The organism is Burkholderia sp. WP42 (assembly GCF_000745665.1).
Taxonomy (GTDB): Bacteria; Pseudomonadota; Gammaproteobacteria; order Burkholderiales; family Burkholderiaceae; genus Burkholderia; species Burkholderia vietnamiensis.
Genome location: NZ_JQJT01000015.1, coordinates 1 through 18783 on the forward strand (window position 1 = coordinate 1; position 18783 = coordinate 18783).

The 18783-nt window shown below is 67.3% G+C and carries 13 protein-coding genes; 5 read left to right on the top strand and 8 right to left on the bottom strand.

The genetic code is table 11. From position 1 onward, the window contains the following. From EX20_RS07980 to EX20_RS08010, 7 genes are all read right to left on the bottom strand, one after another. A partial coding sequence (locus EX20_RS07980) for an efflux RND transporter permease subunit (protein ID WP_034193203.1) occupies positions 1-2891 on the bottom strand: 2891 nt, incomplete at its 3' end. A 3-nt stretch (positions 2892-2894) separates the two neighbouring features. Beyond that, the gene (locus tag EX20_RS07985) at positions 2895-6008 is read right to left on the bottom strand and encodes an MdtB/MuxB family multidrug efflux RND transporter permease subunit (protein ID WP_011884049.1); all 3114 of its coding nucleotides are present in this window, start codon (positions 6006-6008) and stop codon (positions 2895-2897) included. Between the two features lie 15 nt (positions 6009-6023). After that, on the bottom strand, positions 6024-7427 hold the full coding sequence (locus EX20_RS07990; protein ID WP_034193204.1) for an MdtA/MuxA family multidrug efflux RND transporter periplasmic adaptor subunit: 1404 nt from the start codon (positions 7425-7427) through the stop codon (positions 6024-6026). A gap of 279 nt (positions 7428-7706) precedes the next feature. After that, the gene (locus tag EX20_RS07995) at positions 7707-8531 is read right to left on the bottom strand and encodes an IclR family transcriptional regulator (protein ID WP_034193205.1); all 825 of its coding nucleotides are present in this window, start codon (positions 8529-8531) and stop codon (positions 7707-7709) included. Positions 8532-9115: 584 nt separating this feature from the next. After that, on the bottom strand, positions 9116-11071 hold the full coding sequence (locus tag EX20_RS08000) for a PhoX family protein (RefSeq protein ID WP_034193206.1): 1956 nt from the start codon (positions 11069-11071) through the stop codon (positions 9116-9118). 193 nt (positions 11072-11264) lie between these two features. Then, positions 11265-12458 (bottom strand): ammonium transporter, encoded by a 1194-nt coding sequence (locus tag EX20_RS08005; protein ID WP_034193207.1) that lies wholly within the window; start codon positions 12456-12458, stop codon positions 11265-11267. Positions 12459-12711: 253 nt separating this feature from the next. Then, positions 12712-13047, bottom strand: coding sequence for a hypothetical protein (locus tag EX20_RS08010; protein WP_034193208.1), 336 nt, complete (start codon positions 13045-13047; stop codon positions 12712-12714). A 191-nt stretch (positions 13048-13238) separates the two neighbouring features. Here EX20_RS08010 and EX20_RS08015 point away from each other — a divergent pair, with 191 nt between their 5' ends. From EX20_RS08015 to EX20_RS31785, 5 genes are all read left to right on the top strand, one after another. After that, entirely contained in the window at positions 13239-13667 is a 429-nt protein-coding gene (locus tag EX20_RS08015) for a hypothetical protein (protein ID WP_011884063.1), read from the top strand. Positions 13668-13759: 92 nt separating this feature from the next. Further along, positions 13760-14200 carry an Rrf2 family transcriptional regulator gene (locus EX20_RS08020; protein WP_011884064.1) on the top strand — a complete coding sequence of 147 codons (441 nt, stop codon included), beginning with the start codon at positions 13760-13762 and terminating at the stop codon, positions 14198-14200. A 131-nt stretch (positions 14201-14331) separates the two neighbouring features. Then, positions 14332-14973 (top strand): NAD(P)-dependent oxidoreductase, encoded by a 642-nt coding sequence (locus tag EX20_RS08025; protein ID WP_034193209.1) that lies wholly within the window; start codon positions 14332-14334, stop codon positions 14971-14973. A gap of 263 nt (positions 14974-15236) precedes the next feature. Next, positions 15237-15707 carry an Lrp/AsnC family transcriptional regulator gene (locus EX20_RS08030; protein ID WP_014722767.1) on the top strand — a complete coding sequence of 157 codons (471 nt, stop codon included), beginning with the start codon at positions 15237-15239 and terminating at the stop codon, positions 15705-15707. Positions 15708-15897: 190 nt separating this feature from the next. Beyond that, the gene (locus tag EX20_RS31785; protein WP_011884072.1) at positions 15898-16059 is read left to right on the top strand and encodes a hypothetical protein; all 162 of its coding nucleotides are present in this window, start codon (positions 15898-15900) and stop codon (positions 16057-16059) included. Between the two features lie 320 nt (positions 16060-16379). On the opposite strand, the gene EX20_RS08035 is transcribed toward EX20_RS31785, so the two are convergent. Next, entirely contained in the window at positions 16380-18671 is a 2292-nt protein-coding gene (locus EX20_RS08035) for an FUSC family protein (protein ID WP_034193210.1), read from the bottom strand. Positions 18672-18783: the final 112 nt, after the last annotated feature.

Consider the following 18783-nt stretch of genomic DNA (forward strand, 5'->3'; position numbering starts at 1 on the left):
AGCGCGAGCAGCGCGCCGACGCCGGCCGACGGCAGCGTCGACAGGATCGTGATCGGATGGATGTAGCTCTCGTACAGCACGCCGAGCACGATGTAGACGGCCAGCAGCGCCGCGAGGATCAGGATCGGCTGGTTGTTCGTCGATTGCTGGAATGCCTGCGCGGTGCCCTGGAAGCTGCCGACGATCGTCGGCGGCACGCCGATCTGCGCCATCGTCTCGTAGATCGCCTGGGTCGCCTGCGACAGCGACACGCCGGGCGGCAGGTTGAACGAAATCGTCGTCGCGACGAACAGGCCCTGATGGTTGACCGACAGCGGCGTCGTGCTCGGGCCGAACGTCGCGATCGCCGACAGCGGGATCATCGTCGACTTGGACGTCGACACCGCGGCGCCCGACGACGCGCTCGACTTGCCGCTCGACGCGATCGCGTTCAGCGCCAGGTTGCGCGCCGAATCGGCCGCGATCGCGGCGGCGCTGGTCGCGGCCGTGCCGGCGCTCGACGTGCCGGCCGCCGTCGCGACGAAGGTGCCGGCCGTCGCGTTGGTCGTCTGCGAACCGTTGGCGCTGCCGCCCGACGTGCTGATCCACACCTGCTTGAGCATCTCCGGGCTCTGCCAGTACTTCGGCGCCACTTCCATCACGACGTGGTACTGGTTCAGCGGGTTGTAGATCGTCGACACCTGGCGCTGGCCGAAGGCGTCGTACAGCGTGTTGTCGATCTGCGAGGGCTTGATGCCGAGCCGCGCGGCCGTCGCCCGGTCGATCGTCACCATCGCCTCGAGGCCGCCTTGCTGCTGATCGGAGTTCACGTCGGTGAGCTCGGGGCGCTTTTGCAGCGCTTCGGTCAGCAGCGGCCCCCATTTGTACAGCTCGGCGCTCGAATCGCCGAGCAGCGTGAACTGGTACTGCGCGTTGCTCTGCCGGCCGCCCACGCGAATGTCCTGCGCGGCCTGCAGGAACGTGCGCGCGCCCGCGACCTGCGACAGCGGCTGACGCAGTTGCTGGATCACCTGATCGGCCGACAGCTTGCGCTCCGTGCGGTCCTTCAGCGTGACGAACATGAAGCCCGAATTGGTCTGCGAGCCGCCGGTGAAGCCCGCGACGCTCTTCACGTTCGGGTTGCCCTGCACGATGCGCATCATCTCCGAGAATTTCAGCTTCATCGCCTGGAACGACGTCGACTGGTCGGCCTGGATGCCGCCGATCATCAGCCCGGTGTCCTGCTGCGGGAAGAAGCCCTTCGGCACGACGATGTACAGATACACGTTCAGCCCGACCGTCGCGAACAGGATCAGCAGCACCAGCAGCGGGCGGCGCAGCGCCCACGACAGCGTGCGCTCGTAGCCGCGCTGCATCCGCGCAAAGCAGCGCTCGAGGAACCGGCCGATGCGGCCTTCCTCATGCACGTCGTGCGCTTCGCGCAGCAGCCGCGCGCACATCATCGGCGTGACGGTGAGCGACACCGCGAGCGACACGCCGATCGCGAGCGACAGCGTCAGCGCGAATTCGCGGAACAGCCGCCCGACGATGCCGCCCATCAGCAGGATCGGCAGGAACACCGCGACCAGCGACAGGCTCATCGACAGCACCGTGAAGCCGACCTCGCGCGCGCCGTCGAACGCCGCCTGCAAGCGCGGCTTGCCGTTCTCGATGTGGCGCGTGATGTTCTCGAGCACGACGATCGCGTCGTCGACGACGAAGCCGGTCGCGACGATCAGCGCCATCAGCGACAGGTTGTCGATCGAGAAGCCGAGCAGGTACATCGCGCCGAACGTGCCGACGATCGAGATCGGCACCGCGACGCTCGGAATCAGCGTCGCGCGCCAGTTGCGCAGGAACAGGAACACGACCATCACGACCAGGCTGATCGCGATCAGCAGCGTGCGCTCGGTGTCCTTCAGCGACGCGCGGATCGTGGTCGAACGGTCGAGCACCGGCGTGACCGTGATGTCGGCCGGCAGCGAGGCGGTGAGCTGCGGCAGCGCCGCGTTCACGCGGTCGATCGTCTCGATGATGTTCGCGCCGGGCGAGCGGTACAGAATCACGAGCACCGCGCGCTTGCCGTTCGACAGCCCGAGGTTGCGCAAATCCTCGACCGAATCGACGACGTCGGACAGGTCGGACAGCCGCACGGCCGCGCCGTTGCGGTACGCGACCACCAGATCGCTGTACTGCGACGCGCGCGACGCCTGGTCGTTGGTATAGAGCTGGTAGTGCGTCGGGCCGAACTCGATCGCCCCCTTCGGGCTGTTCGCGTTCGCGGACGCGAGCGCGGCCCGCACGTCCTCGAGGCCGATCCCGTAGTGGAACAGCGCCTGCGGCTCGAGCTCGACGCGCACGGCCGGATTCGCGGAGCCGCTGATCGCCACCTGGCCGACCCCGTCGATCTGCGACAGCGACTGCTGCAGCACCGTCGAGGCGGCGTCGTACAGCTTCGCCGGCGACGACGTCTCCGACGTCAGCGCCACGACCATGATCGGCGAGTCGGCCGGGTTGACCTTGCGGTAGGTCGGATTGCTCTTGAGCGACGTGGGCAGATCGGCGCGCGCCGCGTTGATCGCGGCCTGCACGTCGCGCGCGGCGCCGTCGATGTCGCGGTTCAGCCCGAACTGCAGCACGATCCGCGCGTTGCCGACGGTGCTGGTCGAGGTCATCTCGCTGACGTCGGCGATCGAGCCGAGATGCCGCTCGAGCGGGCTCGTCACGCTGGTCGCGACGGTTTCGGGGCTCGCGCCCGGCAGCGATGCCTGCACCAGGATGGTCGGGAAGTCGACCTGCGGCAGCGGCGACACCGGCAGCCGGATGAACGCGAACAGCCCCGCGAGCGCGACGCCGAGCGCGAGCAGCGTCGTCGCGACGGGGCGGGTGATGAACGGGCGCGACAGGTTCATCGCTTACGCACCGGTCCGCTTGCCGGCGCCGGGGCCGTGCCGCTCGAACCAGCCGCGCGTCCGGCGCGCGAGGCTGTCGAAGCCGAGATAGATCACCGGCGTCGTGAACAGCGTCAGCACCTGCGACACGATCAGGCCGCCCGCGATCGCGATGCCGAGCGGCTGGCGCAGCTCGGAGCCCGCGCCGGCGCCGACGATCAGCGGCACCGCGCCGAGCAGCGCGGCGAGCGTCGTCATCAGGATCGGCCGGAAGCGCAGCAGGCACGCCTGGTAGATCGCCTCGCGCGGCGGCTTGCCTTCGACGCGCTCGGCTTCGAGCGCGAAGTCGATCATCATGATCGCGTTCTTCTTGACGATGCCGATCAGCAGCACGATGCCGATGATGCCGATGATGTCGAGGTCGTGGCCGGTGATCATCAGCGCGAGCAGCGCGCCGACGCCGGCCGACGGCAGCGTCGACAGGATCGTGATCGGATGGATGTAGCTCTCGTACAGCACGCCGAGCACGATGTACATCGTGACGATCGCCGCCAGGATCAGGAACAGCTGGTTCGACAGCGACGCCTGGAACGCGAGCGCCGCGCCCTGGAAGCGCGTCTGGAACGAGCCGGGCAGGCCGATGTCGTGCTCGGCCGCGCCGATCGCCTTCACGGCCTCGCCGAGCGACGCGCCCGGCGCGAGGTTGAACGAGATCGTGGTCGACGGGAACTGCGACAGGTGCGCGACCAGCAGCGGCGACGGCCGTTCGTGGAACGTCGCGATCGACGCGAGCGGCACCTGGCCGCCGCCGGCCGACGGCAGATAGATGTCGTTCAGCGACTGCGCGTAATGCTGCTCGCGCGGCTCCGATTCGAGAATCACGCGGTACTGGTTCGACTGCGTGAAGATGGTCGACACGATGCGCTGGCCGAACGCGTCGTACAGCGCGTTGTCGACGGTCGCCGGCGTGATGCCGAAACGCGCGGCGCTCGCGCGGTCGATCTCGACGTAGACCGACTGCCCGTTGCTCTGCAGATCGGTCGCGACGTCGGCGAGCGACGGCTCCTGCTGCAGCCGCGCGACGAGCTTCGGCACCCAGGTCGCGAACTCTTCGGGGTTCGGGCTCGTCAGCATGAACTGGTATTGCGTCGGGCTCACGGTCGAGTCGATCGTCAGATCCTGCACGGCCTGCATGAACAGCGAGATGCCGGTCACGTTCGCGACGCGCCGCTGCAGGTCGCGAATGATCTGCGCGGCCGACTCGCTGCGCGCGTCGCGCGCCTTCAGGTTGATCAGCATGCGGCCGCTGTTCAGCGTGATGTTGGTGCCGTCGACGCCGATGAACGACGTGAGGCTCTCGACGTTCGGATCCTTCAGGATCTCGGCGGCGAGCGCCTGCTGGCGCTCGGCCATCGCGCCGTACGAGATCGACTGCGGCGCCTGCGTGATCGCCTGGATCACGCCGGTGTCCTGCGCGGGAAAGAAGCCCTTCGGCACGTACACGTAGAGCAGCGCGGTCAGCGCGAGCGTGAGCAGCGCGACCACCAGCGTCGAGCGCTGGCGGTTCAGCACCCATTCGAGCGCGACCGCGTAGCGGGCGATCACCCAGTCGATCGCGCGGTGCACGCGCGCTTCGAAGCGATGGCTTTCATGCGGCGGCGAATGGCGCAGCAGCGTCGCGCACATCATCGGCACGAGCGTGAGCGACACGATCGCCGAGATCACGATCGTCACCGCGAGCGTGATCGCGAATTCGTGGAACAGGCGTCCGACCACGTCGCCCATGAACAGCAGCGGGATCAGCACGGCGATCAGCGACACCGTCAGCGAGATGATCGTGAAGCCGATCTGCTTCGAACCCTTCAGCGCGGCCTCGAGCCCGGAGTCGCCTTCCTCGACGTAGCGCGCGATGTTCTCGATCATCACGATCGCATCGTCGACGACGAAGCCGGTCGCGATGGTGAGCGCCATCAGCGACAGGTTGTTCAGCGAGAAGCCGGCCATGTACATCACCGCCAGCGTACCGATCAGCGACAGCGGCACCGACAGGCTCGGGATGAGCGTCGCGTACACGTTCGCGAGGAACAGGTACATCACCAGCACGACCAGCGCGACCGCGAGCAGCAGCTCGAACTGCACGTCGCGCACGGCGGCGCGGATCATCGTCGTGCGGTCGGTGACGATCTGCACGTCGAGCGCGGCGGGCAGCGTCTCCTGGAGCTTCGGCAACTGCGCCTTGATCGCGTCGACGGTCGCGATCACGTTCGCGCCCGGCTGGCGCTGCACGTTCAGGATGATCGCCGGCTCCGCATTCACCCAGGCGCCGAGCTTGGTGTTCTCCGAGCCGGCGACGATCTGCGCGACGTCGGTGAGCATCACCGGGCGGCCGTTCTTGTATGCGACCACCGCGTCGTTGTACTGGTCGGCGCTCGTGAGCTGGTCGTTCGCGTTGATCGTGTAGGCGCGCGTCGGGCCGTCGAAATTGCCCTTCGGCGTGTTGACGTTCAGGTTCGAGATCGTCGTGCGCAGATCGTCGAGGTTCATCCCGTACTTCGCGAGCGCGGTCGGGTTCGCCTGGATCCGCACGGCCGGCCGGTTGCCGCCCGACAGGCTCACCAGGCCGACGCCCGCGATCTGCGAGATCTTCATCGCGAGGCGCGTGTCGGTCAGGTCCTGCACCTGCGTGAGCGGCAGCGTCTTCGACGTGATCGCGAGCGTGATCACCGGCGCGTCGGCCGGGTTCACCTTCGCATAGATCGGCGGGGCAGGGAGATCGGACGGCAGCAGGTTGCCGGCCGCGTTGATCGCGGCCTGCACTTCCTGCTCGGCGATGTCGAGCGGCAGGTCGAGCGAGAACTGCAGCGTGATCACCGATGCGCCGGCCGAGCTCTGCGACGACATCTGGTTCAGCGACGGCATCTGCCCGAACTGCCGCTCGAGCGGCGCGGTGACCGACGACGTCATCACCTCCGGGCTCGCGCCCGGATAGAAGGTCTGGACCTGGATCGTCGGATAGTCGACTTCGGGCAGCGCGGCGAGCGGCAGGAAGCGCAACGCGACGAGGCCGGCCAGCATGATCGCAGCCATCAGCAGCGCGGTGCCGACCGGCCGGAGAATGAACAGGCGGGATGGATTCATCGAGCGGCCCGTGCGTTACGGGGCCGACGCGGCCGCTGCGTGCGACGCGCCGGTGCGGTGGCCGCCGCGATGGGCGCCCGTGCGCGATGCGTCCGATGCACTGGTTGTGCCTGAAGCCCCCGACGCACCCGCTGCCGCGCCGGCCCCATGTGCGCCCGACGCGCCGTTCGGCTTGTCGGCGGGGATCGAGATCTTCGAGCCTTCGCGCAGGCGATCGGAGCCGTCGGTGACCACGCGCTCGCCGAGCGCGACGCCGCTGACGATGCTCGTGCGTTCGCCGTCGACCGGGCCGGTCTTGACCTTGCGCACCGTCACCGTGTTGTCGGGCTTGACGACGTACACGAACTGGCCGATCGAGCCGGTCAGCACCGCCGAGGTCGGCACGATCGTCGCATTGCGGATCACGTCGATGAGCAGCCGCGTGTTGACGAACTGATTCGGGAACAGCCGCCCCGTGGCGTTCGCGAACGTGGCGCGCAGCTTCACCGTGCCGGTGCTCGTGTCGATCTGGTTGTCGAGCGTCTCGAGCGAGCCCGTCTCGAGCGGCACCGTGTTGTTGCGGTTGTAGGCGGTGACCGACAGCTTGCGGCCCGCGTTCACCTGCTCGAGGATCGCCGGCAGGTTGTCTTCCGAGGTCGTGAAGATCACGCTGATCGGCTGCAGCTGCGTGATGACGACGATTCCATTCGTGTCGCCCGGCGTCACGTAGTTGCCGGCGTCGACCTGACGCAGGCCGACGCGGCCCGCGACCGGCGCGGTGATGCGCGCGTACGTGAGATTGAGCTTCGCGGAGTCGATCGCGGCCTGGTCGGTTTTCACCGTGCCTTCATATTGCTTGACGAGCGACGCCTGCGTGTCGACCGTCTGCGATGCGATCGAGTCCTGCGACAGCAGCGTCTGATAGCGTTTCAGATCGAGACGCGCGGTCGCGAGCAGCGCCGTGTCGCGCGCATGCGTGCCTTCGGCGTTCTCGAGCGAGACCTGGTACGGGCGCGGATCGATCTGCGCGAGCAGGTCGCCTTTCTTCACGATCTGGCCTTCCTGGAACGCGACCGACTGCAGGTAGCCCGACAGCTGGCTCTTGACGGTGACGTTCGCGAGCGGCGTCACGGTGCCGAGCGCGGACAGCACGATCGGCATCTCGCCTTGCGTCGCGGTTGCGACCGACACGGGCTGCGGCACGTTCGCCATCGCAGCGGGGCCGCCGCGGCCGCGATGGCCGCCGCCGGCCATCGCGCCGGACGCCGGGCCGGCGGCGCCGGGGGCGTCGGCGGGCGTGCGCCGCCACGGATGCCACCACAGCAGGCCGCCGACGATGACGACCGCGAGCGTGCCGATCGCGAGCGTGCGGCGCGGGCGCCGTGCGGCAGTGGGGGCAGGGTCCTTCGAAGGGGGCGTGGGCTTGGGTTGGTTGTCCATCGTGTTCTGTCGGGAAGGCGGCGCGGCGTGCCGGTAGGCGCCGTACACGCGGTAAACGCGGCAAATGCGCCGATCGCGCGTGCGCACGCAGCGCCGGCGGGGCCGGCTCGGTCCGGCCCGTCGGACCCGCGCGGGAAAGAGCGCATTGTGCGCCGCGGCTGCGGCGCGACGATGGGCATGATCCTACGTGCCGTCCCCGCTACAGTCCAGTGGCCCATCTTTCAACGGGTTACGGCCGTTACAGCACACGAAGAACGCGACGCGACGATGACGAATCGATTACACGATGCTGCGCCGCGCCGGCGAGCCGCCGATCTCGCGCGTGATCTTCGCGATGCATTCGTGCAGCGCGGGCACCACGTGTTCCTGCAGCCATTCGGGCGAGCACTGGCTCGACGCGCCGCCGCAGTTCACCGAATAGCGCTGGCCCGACGGCCCGACGAACCCGGCCGCCACGGCGTTCAGCCCTTCGCGCCACTCGCCGACCGCGAGCGCATGGCCGTCGCGGAGCGCTTCGTCGAGGCCGGATTTCAGGCGCGCCGACACGAGTGGCCAGTCGTCGCCGGCCGTCGCGCGCAGCGCGTCGAGCAGCGTGTCGCGCTCGTCGTCCTCGAGCGCCGCGAGATACGCGCGGCCGACCGCCGTGCGCGCGATGTCCATCCGCGAGCCGATTTCCAGACGCGTGACCAGCACCGCCGAGCGCGGCCGGATCACGTCGATCGCGACCATGTCGAGCCGGTCGCGCACCGCGAGGTGCACCGACAGCGACGTGCGTTCGGCCAGTTCGATCATGAACGGCCGCGAGCGTGCGCGAATGTCGAAGTTGCGCAGGAAGCCGTGGCTCAGCTCGAGGACGGACGCCGTCAGCACGAAGCGTTCGCTGTCGGGCAGCTGGAACAGGAAGCCGGCGCTGACGAGCGTCGCGGTGATGCGCGATACCGTCGGCTTCGGGATACCGGTCAATTCGGTCAGCTCGCGATTGCTTACCGGGGCGTCGGCCGCAGCGATGCGGCGCAGCACGGCGAGACCGCGCGCGAGGGCGGTGATCTCGTCCGGCGACGATTCGCGATCTCGGGGCGCAGGAGGCGTTACAGATGTCGACACGTGCGGTTCTCTCTATTTCCGAAACTCGATTTCAATTTTGTTAGAATTGTACGATGATTGTCAAAACATGCATGTTCCATGGGTGAATCGTTCATCGTATGACATTTTACGGGTTCACCCTTGGGTTTACTGGGGAAACCGCCAACTCACTATTGCCGGAAAGTGAAGAGGCCGGTGCAAATACCGCTTGACTTGGCGGCCGGAAACGGAAAGAATGTCTCACGTTTTCGAAACATCGTTTCAGGAGTTTAACCCGCTACGGTGTTTCGCGCAGTCTCTCAGGTTCTAGCACGGCCCTCGGAATGGCTAGAACTTTTTTAGCGCCACGGTCTCCGTGGCGCTTTTTTTTGCCCGCCGCCGACGCAACGCCGACACCTGCGGCCGAACGCCGCAGTTTCCCCGACAGCGCAGTCTACCGCGTCAACCGCGAGTCTATCGCCCGGCCGCGTCGTCGTTCGCACCGCCTTCATCGCCGTGCAAAAAAAAGCGCGACGCCCGCAATGGGCATCGCGCAGAAGACGGCGTGGAGCGCCGACGAATGAAACGTGACGATGAAGCGGGGCGCCGCGCGCCCCGGTTGACGCTCAGGCCTTCGCGAGCTTGATGCTGGTCGGCTCGGCCGTCAGATAGCCGATGCTTGCGCCGAAGCGGTCCTTGAAGTTCGCGCGCACGAGCGGATCGAGCGTCGGCTTGACCTTGTCGTGCAGCGGCGTTTCCCAGTCGCCCGCGTGCTGGAAGTTGCTCATGATGTAGGTCCAGCCGTTGATCTCGTCCACCGCGTGCAGGCCCGTCGATTCGGCGCCCGCCGGGCACGACAGCACGCGCGTGAGGGCTTTCGTGTCGACGTTGTACGCCCACAGGAAGTTGTTCACGTGCATGCCTGAATCTTCGCCGATGAAGAGCGTGCGCAGCTTCTCCGAGAACTTCAGGTTGTCGGGGTTCGCGATCTTGTCCGGGTTCGCAAGGTTGCCGAGCGCGTCGGCGGCGGCCAGGTCCTCACCGACCAGCGCGGCCGGCGCGCTCATGTCGACCGGCACCCAGTCGCTGTCGATCGCGGCGCCCGTCGTGTCGCGCTGGCTGCCCTTCAGGTTCAGCGCGTAGACGGCGCCCGCGGCGATCTTCTTGTCGAGCGCGACGTCGCGCGACACCGCGTTGCCCTTGATCATCGACGTCTCGATCCGCGACATCGCCGAGTAGACGATCTTGTCGCGCGCGTTGACCGTCGTGCCCTCGAGCTTCGTGAACGCCATGCTGCCGCCGATCAGCGCCGCGTAGCGGTGCGTCTCCAGGAACGCGGCGGCCTTTTCCATCCCCGGCTTCACGCGAATCCAGTTGAACTTGCCGCCGAAGTGGATCTTCGTATAGCTCGCGTCGGCCGGATCGACCGTGGCGACGTCCATGATGTCCGACGCCTTCAGCGTGTTCGCGAGCGTCTCGATCTCGCTGCTCGTCGCATGGCCGATCCTGATCCACGTGAGCGTCGCGCTGCCGGCGCCGGCCGAGGTCGTCTGCGTCCATTTCGCGACGTACAGCGTGCCGGCCGACAGGTCGGCCGCCTTGTCGGCGACGAACATGAACAGCCCGCCGTTGGTCGCGTCGTCGCCCATCATCACGGTGCGCTGGTCCGGCATCACCTGGATCAGCTCGTGCGAGATGCGGCCGAGACAGTAGTGCTTCTTCACCGTGCCGGTGCCGTCCGGATTCACCGTGATCTCGGGTAGATGGCCGTAGTGGTAGGGGTTCGCCTTCGTCTCGTCGCCGAACGTGTTGCGGCTGAACGCCTTGAACTGCGCGTCGGTCGCGGCCTTCGTCGCGTCCGGCTCGTATTCCTCGCTCGACAGGTGCGTGCCCCACGGCGACAGGCTCGCGCCGCAGGTGATCCACAGCCCGTGCGCCTTCGACGTGTCGACGTTGTGATACTTGACGACCTTCAGCGCGCCGGTGGCAGGATCCTGGTCGAGCGTGATGACCGCGATCGGCGACGGCAGCTGGCCGTACTGCGACGCGCTCGCCTGGTCGCGCGTCGTGTATTCGAACTGCACGACGGCGAACACCGTGTTGCCTTTCACGCCCGCCACGTTCGCGTTCTTCAGCGTGAGCAGCGAGCTGCCGTCCGGACAGTCCGAATAGAACTGGCGCTCCTTGCCGGCCACCGAGCGGTCGATGATCGGCTGGTTGTTGATGTCGTAGTAGCCGCCCGCGAGGATCGTGCCGCCTTTGCCGTCCGGCACCATGTCGCCCGTCACGAAGAACGGCCGGTACGCGAGCTTGAAGTTGCGCGACGAGCCGTCCGAGAACGACACCGCCAGCGTCGAGCCCACCGTCGTGGCGGCCATCGCGCCCGGATTGTCGAGCGTCGGCGCAGCCATCGCCGCGAACGCGGCCGACGCATAGGCGGCGGCCGGCGTGGCCGTCGGATTGTCGTCGCCGCCGCAGCCGGTCAACAGGGCCGGCAGCGCGAGGCCGGAAAGGGGCAGCATCGGCGCCCCGGCGAGGATCTTCAGGGCCTGACGACGGGAAGCATTGGGCAACGCGGGCATGTGGAGTCCAGTTTCAGATGTTGGAAGAATGGCTTTCGTCGTGCAGGCGAGCGGAAAGCAAGACGAAGGCAAGTTGAAAACTGGACGGAAGTGTAGGGACGCTAGATGAAAGTTTTTTGAATTGAAAACGTAATGATGAGGCGGGCCGGCGTGAGGCGGGCGGCCCGACGCCCGCCTCACGCGCCGACGACGCTCAGTCGCGCTCCGGCGTCGCCGAGATGCGGTGGATCGACAGATCCGCGCCGTCGAACTCGGCTTCGCGATCGAGCCGCAGGCCGACGGTCGCCTTCAGCGCGCCGTACACCAGCGTGCCGCCCGCGGTGGCGATGGCGATGCCGCCCAGCGTGCCGATCAGCTGCGACATGAACGACACGCCGCCGAGGCCGCCGAGCGCGGGCATCCCGAACACGCCGGCCGCGAGGCCGCCGAGCGCGCCGCACATGCCGTGCAGCGGCCACACGCCGAGCACGTCGTCGATGCGCCACTTGTTCTGCACGCAGGTGAACATCGCGACGAACAGCGCGCCGGCCGCGGCGCCGGTGATGAGCGCCCCGATCGGGTGCATCACGTCGGAGCCCGCGCACACCGCGACGAGGCCGGCGAGCGGGCCGTTGTAGGTGAAGCCCGGGTCGTTGCGGCCGGCCATCCACGCGGCGAGCGTGCCGCCGACCATCGCCATCAGCGAGTTCACGGCGACGAGGCCGCTGATCTTGTCGAGCGTCTGCGCGCTCATCACGTTGAAGCCGAACCAGCCGACCGCCAGCACCCACGCGCCGAGCGCGAGGAACGGAATGTTCGACGGCGGATGCGCGGCAATGCGGCCGTCCTTCGCATAGCGGCCGTGGCGTGCGCCGAGCAGCAGCACGGCCGGCAGCGCGACCCAGCCGCCGAAGGCATGGACGACCACCGAGCCCGCGAAATCGTGGAACGGCGCGCCGAAGGCGTGCGTGAGCCACGCCTGCACGCCGAAGCGCTCGTTCCATGCGATCCCTTCGAAGAACGGATAGATGAAGCCGACGATGATCATCGTGGCGACGAGCTGCGGATTGAATTTCGCGCGTTCCGCGATGCCGCCGGACACGATTGCCGGGATGGCCGCGGCGAACGTCAGCAGGAAGAAGAAGCGCACCAGCGCGTAGCCGTTGTGCTGCGACAGCGAGCCGATGTCGTCGAAGAATTCGACGCCGTACGCGATCGTGTAGCCGATGAAGAAGTACGCGAGCGTCGACACCGAGAAGTCGACCAGGATCTTCACCAGCGCGTTGACCTGGTTCTTCTTGCGGACCGTGCCGAGTTCGAGGAAAGCGAAGCCCGCGTGCATCGCGAGCACCATGACGGCGCCGATCAACAGGAACAGTGTGTCGACGCCGGATTTCAGACCATCCATGCCGTTACATCCTTGCGCAAAAAATGGGCAAGGAATGCAAATTTCGAGCCAAGTTGGTGAGTGATTGCGTGTAGTTGGTGCGAAGTGCCGTACGGCGCGGCTTTCCAATGAGGGTTGCACGAAAACGGGGCGGGCTGCCGACGGCGCCGTTTCGATAGCAAAGGCACGTGTGCGGTGCGGAGTGTGCGTAACTGGTGCGCGTGATGGCGCGTGTGGCGCGTGGTGGTGCGGGCGGATGCGCCGGTCTGGTGCGTCAGTGGCGCGTGAACATGCGGCGCGGGCGGCGCAGCCGCAGCGCGCAGGCGGTCCAATAGGTGGCGACGGCGGCGAGCCCGAGCGCGGCGATTGCCAGCGAGGCGAAGCCGGTGACCGATTGTCCGTGGCCGTCGGGGCCGAGAATGCCCTGCACGACGATCAGCGCCGCCGTCCAGAAGCCGATCACTGCCTGGGCGAGCAGGCGCGCGGATGCGACGCGGCGCGGGCGGCCGTCGTCGCGAAAGCGCCGCGCGGCTGGCGCGCGAAGACACACGAACAGGCTGGTGGCGAGTGCCGCGGCCAGCGCGATGAACCAGTCGATGAGAAAAGCCATGGGGAGCGGGAAGCGAGCGAAACGGTTGTAGGCCTGCCGACTTTAGTAGCGTTGCGCGGGCGCTTGAATCAGACGAATTCGAAATTGCACCGCGTGTTCGATCGCGACGCTTCATGGCCGCGGTGACACAGGCGGTATCATCGACACCGGTCCAACCAACCAGGCCGTACCTGCATGGCCGGAGATTGCTGATGAAGATGAAGACATGGCCGGCGCGACGCGCGCCCGGCGCGATGCTGGCGGCTGCGGCCGCTGCTACGGTGCTGTTGCTCGCGGGCTGCGAGAAGTCCGGTGCGCCGGCGAACCAACCCGATACGGCTGCGAGCGCGGCCGCCGATGCCGCGAACCACGCGGCCCAGGCGCTCGACCAGGTAGCGAGCACCGTGAGCCAGCAGCTCAATGCCGCGAAGGCCGGCATCGCGTCGGCTGCGTCTGCGGTGCCGCCGCTTTCCGCGAGCGGGCTGGCATCGGCCGCGCAGGCGCAGTTCGATGCGGCCGCGTCGGCGGTCGTCGCGCATGCGGCGTCCGAAGCCGGCGCGAAGATGGCCGAGGCCGGCAAGAAGCTCCAGCAGTGGAGCCAGCAGAACGCGGCCGGCGCAAAGCCTGCCAGCGGCCAGTGACGGTGCGCTTGCGCAAGTCGTCAAATGTAATTATAGTGGTTACACATTGTCGCCGGTCGCGGTTCGGGCCGGCGTCGTTGAGCGAGTGACGAATGAATACCAGCAGCCGGTTCGCGTTTGCCGTGCACGTGCTTGCCTTGCTGTCGATGCAGGACGGCGTGCCGTTGTCGTCCGAGATCATCGCGGGCAGCGTGAACACGAACCCGGCGCTGATCCGGCGCCTGCTGTCGATGCTGGCGGCGGCCGGGCTGACCACGTCGCAGCTCGGCGCGGGCGGCGGGGCGCTGCTCGCGCGCGAGCCGGGCGACATCTCGCTGCTCGACGTGTATCGCGCGGTCGACGATGCGCAATTGTTCGCGCTGCATCGCGAGGCGCCGAATCCGGCGTGCATGGTCGGGCGGCACATCCAGGGCGTGCTGATCGACTATATCGGCGATGCGCAGCGCGCGATGGAAGCATCGCTCGCCACGCGCACGCTCGCCGACGTCACGGCGGACGTGCTCGCATCGGAGCAACGCAGCGGCGCGGGGTAGGGCGCCGACTGCTGAAGGCGCTGGGGCGGCGCCTGGTGGACCGCGCGGTGGCTCGCGCAACGGAGTTCGCTCCGTTTTTTTTCGGCCTTATATGTAATCACTGCAGTTACCTTTATTTCTGGAGAATCGACATGACGCACCATCCGTTGAACATCGCGCTGTTCGGCGCCACCGGGATGATCGGCTCGCGCATCGCCGCTGAAGCGGCCCGCCGCGGCCATCGCGTGACCGCGTTGTCGCGCCGACCGGGCGCGGCCGGCGACGGCATCGTCGCGCAGGCGGCCGACCTGTTCGAGCCGGCCAGCATTGCGGCCGTGCTGCCGGGTCACGACGTGGTCGCGAGCGCATACGGCCCGCAGGAGGACGATGCCGCGAAGGTCGTCGCGGCCGCGCGGGCGCTCGTGGCGGGCGCACGGCAGGCCGGGCTGAAGCGGCTCGTCGTGGTCGGCGGCGCGGGTTCGCTCGAAGTCGCGCCCGGCCGGCAACTGGTCGACACCGACGGCTTCCCGCAGGCGTACAAGGCGGTCGCGCTGGCGCATCGCGAAGCGCTCGACTATCTGAAAACGGTCGGCGATCTCGACTGGACGTTCTTCGCGCCCGCCGCACTGATCGCGCCCGGCGAGCGCACCGGCACGTTCCGCACCGGCGCGGGCACGCTGATCGCCGACGCGCACGGCGACAGCCGGATCTCGGCGGAGGATTACGCCGTCGCGTTCGTCGATGCGCTCGAGCAGCACAGCTTCGTGCGCGAGATCGCGACCGTCGCGTATTGACCGCTGCCGCGCCGCCGCGCCGTCCATGCGCGGCGGCCGCCGTTGTCGTGACTTCAGGCGATTTCACCCGAACGGGTGAAGTCGCCTGTTTCGTTTGACGGGCGGCGTAACTCGGCGCCGCCCGCGCCCGAACCGGGGGTGAGGCGGTGTCGGATGCGCGCGGATTGGTATTTATCCCGGTCGACGGCAGCGAGTGCTTTCCATATTGTTCCCCGTTATGCTGGATGCATAGAAAAAATTTCTATCTACGAGGGACCAGATAAATGGATGCCATCGATCGCAAGCTGCTGGAGCTGTTGCAGGCGGACGCCACATTGCCGATCGCCGAACTCGCGCAGCGCGTGAACCTGTCGCAGACGCCGTGCTGGAAGCGCGTGCAGCGACTGAAGGAAACCGGCGCGATCCGTGCGCAGGTCGCGCTGTGCGACCCGCGCAAGCTCGGCGTCGGCACCACCGTGTTCGTCGCGATCCGCACGAACCAGCACACCGAGGAGTGGGCCCAGCGCTTTACGCAAGTCGTGCGCGACATGCCGGAAGTCGTCGAGGTCTATCGGATGAGCGGCGAAACCGACTATCTGCTGCGTGTCGTGGTGGCGGGCATCGACGATTACGACCGCGTGTACAAGCAGCTGATCCGCATGGTGCCGCTGTTCGACGTGAGCTCGTCGTTCGCCATGGAGCAGATCAAGTATTCGACCGCGCTGCCGGTGCGCGACGTGTCCGAGCTGGCGTAACGCGGTGCGCGCGCACATCGGTCGGCGCTGTGCGGCGTGTTGCCTGCCCGTCAGCGGCGCGCGCCCGCGCACGGAAACGATGTTCGACGGAAAACCAGGGGCGCAGTGCGACGGCCCAACCCGGCGCGTCGTAACGGGCGCAAGCGCGTAGAATGCCCGCTTCGACGAATTCGACGGAGCCGTACCGGCCATGAACGATCAGCGCAAGAAGAACCCAGTCCGCAACGTGAGCATCCTGATCGTCGTGGCCGTACTCCTGGTGATCGGGACGATCATGTACAACGCGATCTCGCAGAAGCACGCGTACGACGAAGCCCACCCGGCCGAGGCCGCGAGCGCCGCGTCGCACTGACGTCGGCGCGGGCGCGCAGCCGCAGGCGCGTGCTCTACGGGGCGGGCGCGATGTGCGCCTAAGAGGCGTGAGGCGTGAGGCGTGACGACGCGCTCTGTTGCGTCGGGACCGACGCGGCCGCCGAAGCCTGCGCTCGCCTCCGAAGGCTGCCGTCGCTGCCCACGCCGGTCCACCGGCCGGATCGACATCAGCACGGCATCGGCAACACGTGGAACAGCAGAATGCGCTCACGCACCGTGTTGATCGCGCGCGGAATCATGCGTCACGAGGCACGCGCGGCCGGGAAGATCGGCCGGTCGAACCATTGCGCACCCGCTTAGTCACGCCGGCAGCCGGATGACGCTCGCGTCCTTGCGGATCAGCAGCGATGACACCAGCATCTGCTTGCACTGGTGCGCGAGAACCTTCAGGTCGTGCGTGAGGTCGGCGCCCACGGCGTCCGATTTTTCCGCCGACACGACCATTTCGTCGAGCGCGCGCGTGATCTGTCTGGTCGTATCGAGATGGTCGGCCTGCGGCGGCTCGCCGGCTTCCGCCTTTTCGAGGTTGTCGAGCACGGCGGACAGGCCGCGATGCAGCGCGTCATCGTGAACGCGCTGCCCGTCTGCCGCGCATGTGCTGCGAATCAGCGGCGCGGCGGCGGTGATCTGCGCGCCGAGCACGTGGGCCTGCACCAGCAGGTCGTTGAGTTCGGCGACGAAGCGCTGGTGCGCCTTCGGCTCGATCATCATGCGCTGGAACGCCTGCCCGAGGTTCGCGAATGCGATGTGCACGTCCTTGCGCGCGAGGCGGTAGCGATAGTCGTCGTCGAGCGCGGTGGACGGCGCTTCGATCGCCGCGGCAACGACCGGCACGGCAGCCGCGCCGTCCGCGACCGGCACGGCAGGCGCCGAGGCGCCGCGCCCGGCGCGCCACGCCGCCTCGAAATACTTGCGGGTCGAGCTCAGCATGTCGGTCACGAGCTTGCCCATCAGCCGGTATTCCCAGTACGGGAAGAGCCGGCTCGCGGCGATCGCGATCATGCAGCCGACCACGGTGTCGATCGCGCGCTCGCCGATGATGCGCATGCTGCCCGGCGCGAGCAGGTGGAACATCAGCAGCACGTACGACGAAGTGAACACGACGCTTGCCGCATAGTTGAACAGCAGCAGGCTGTAGCTCATCACCATCGATCCGAACATGATCGCGATGAGCACGTGCGGCTCCTTCACCGAATAGATCAGCGCGATGCTCGCCGCGCAGCCGATCAGCGTTCCGACGATACGTTGCGCGTTGCGCTGCTTGGTCAGCGAGTAGCCCGGCTTCAGGATGATGATGGTCGTCATCACGATCCAGTAGGCATTCGTGAGCGGCAGCAGCCTGCCGAGCCAGAAGCCGACCGCGACGGCGATCGTCACGCGCAGCGCGTGGCGAAAGCTCGGCGAGCGCATGTTCAGGTTCGAGAAGATCAGCAGCGGCGACATCCGGCGCCGCTGCAGGAACCGCACGAGCGCCTTGTCGATCTTCAGTTCGGTCTGCTGCGGATCGGCGCGGCCCGACAGGTTGCGGCGCATCCGGTCGATCAGCCGCGTCGCGCTCCAGATCCGCCGGAACGTCGCGAGCACGGCCGCGTACGCCTCGGCATTGGCCGCCGCGAAGTTCTTCTTGCGCATCAGCTCGATCTCGTACTCGATCGCGCGCAGTTCGGCCTTCACGCTGATGCGCGAATGCGGCGCGCGGTTCTCGAGCACCGCGAGGCCGATTTCCTCGAGATCGGCCGCCGCCTTGCCGATCAGGTCGCGATAGAAAATGATCAGGTCCGAGCCGCCGAACGTGTTGCGCACGAGCGGATAGTCGGTATGCGCGCCGACGAACAGCTCGTGCAGGTCGACGCTGTTGATGAACAGGTTGTACATCGTCGTGCGGCCGGGATCGAGCTTGCCGCGGCGCAGCTTCGGCAGGTTGCGCAGCACGATGTCGCGGGCGGTTTCCTGCGTTTCGACCGCCGTGATCTGCTTGGCGACGAGATTGCGGTAGCACTCGTCGAGATCCGCGTCGAGGTCGTAGAACTGCGCGCGCGCCTGCAGGTAGTCCGCGCACGCGAACAGGCTCTCCGCGAGCGCCTGCTGCTCGATCCGGCGCGCCTGCCATTGCGACACGATGGTCGCCCAGTACGTGTACCAGAGGCCGCCCGCGAGAATCCAGCCGGCATTGACGAACGCCTGCAGCGGCGTGAAGTTCTCCTCCAGCGTCATCACCATCATGAACAGCGTCGCGAAGCTGATTTGCGGCCAGCGGTTGCCGTACACGACGATCAGCGACAGCACGAACGTGAGCGGGACGATCGTCAGCCACAGCGCGAAGATGTGCGGCGTGGCGAGGCCCGTCGCGAGCGCGGCCAGAAAGCCGATCACGCTGCACGCAAGCATTTCGTTGTGCTTGTACTTCAGCGGGCCCGGCATGTCGACGACGCACGCGCCGAGCGCACCGGTCGAGATCGTGAAGCCGAGCTCCCGGTTGTGAAACACGATCAGGCACAGCACCGCGGGCAGCGACACGCCGAACGCGATTCTCAGCCCACCGAAGAAGTACTGGCTGTAGAGAAACTTTCTGATTTCGACCGAATAGCGCATCGATGAACGTAATGGCAGACGAAGACGCCCGGGACAGCGTATTGACTGGCGACGAGTCTATCGTATTTCGCGGCCCGCAAAACCTGGCCGTTCGGCCGAACTTCGCCGCGCC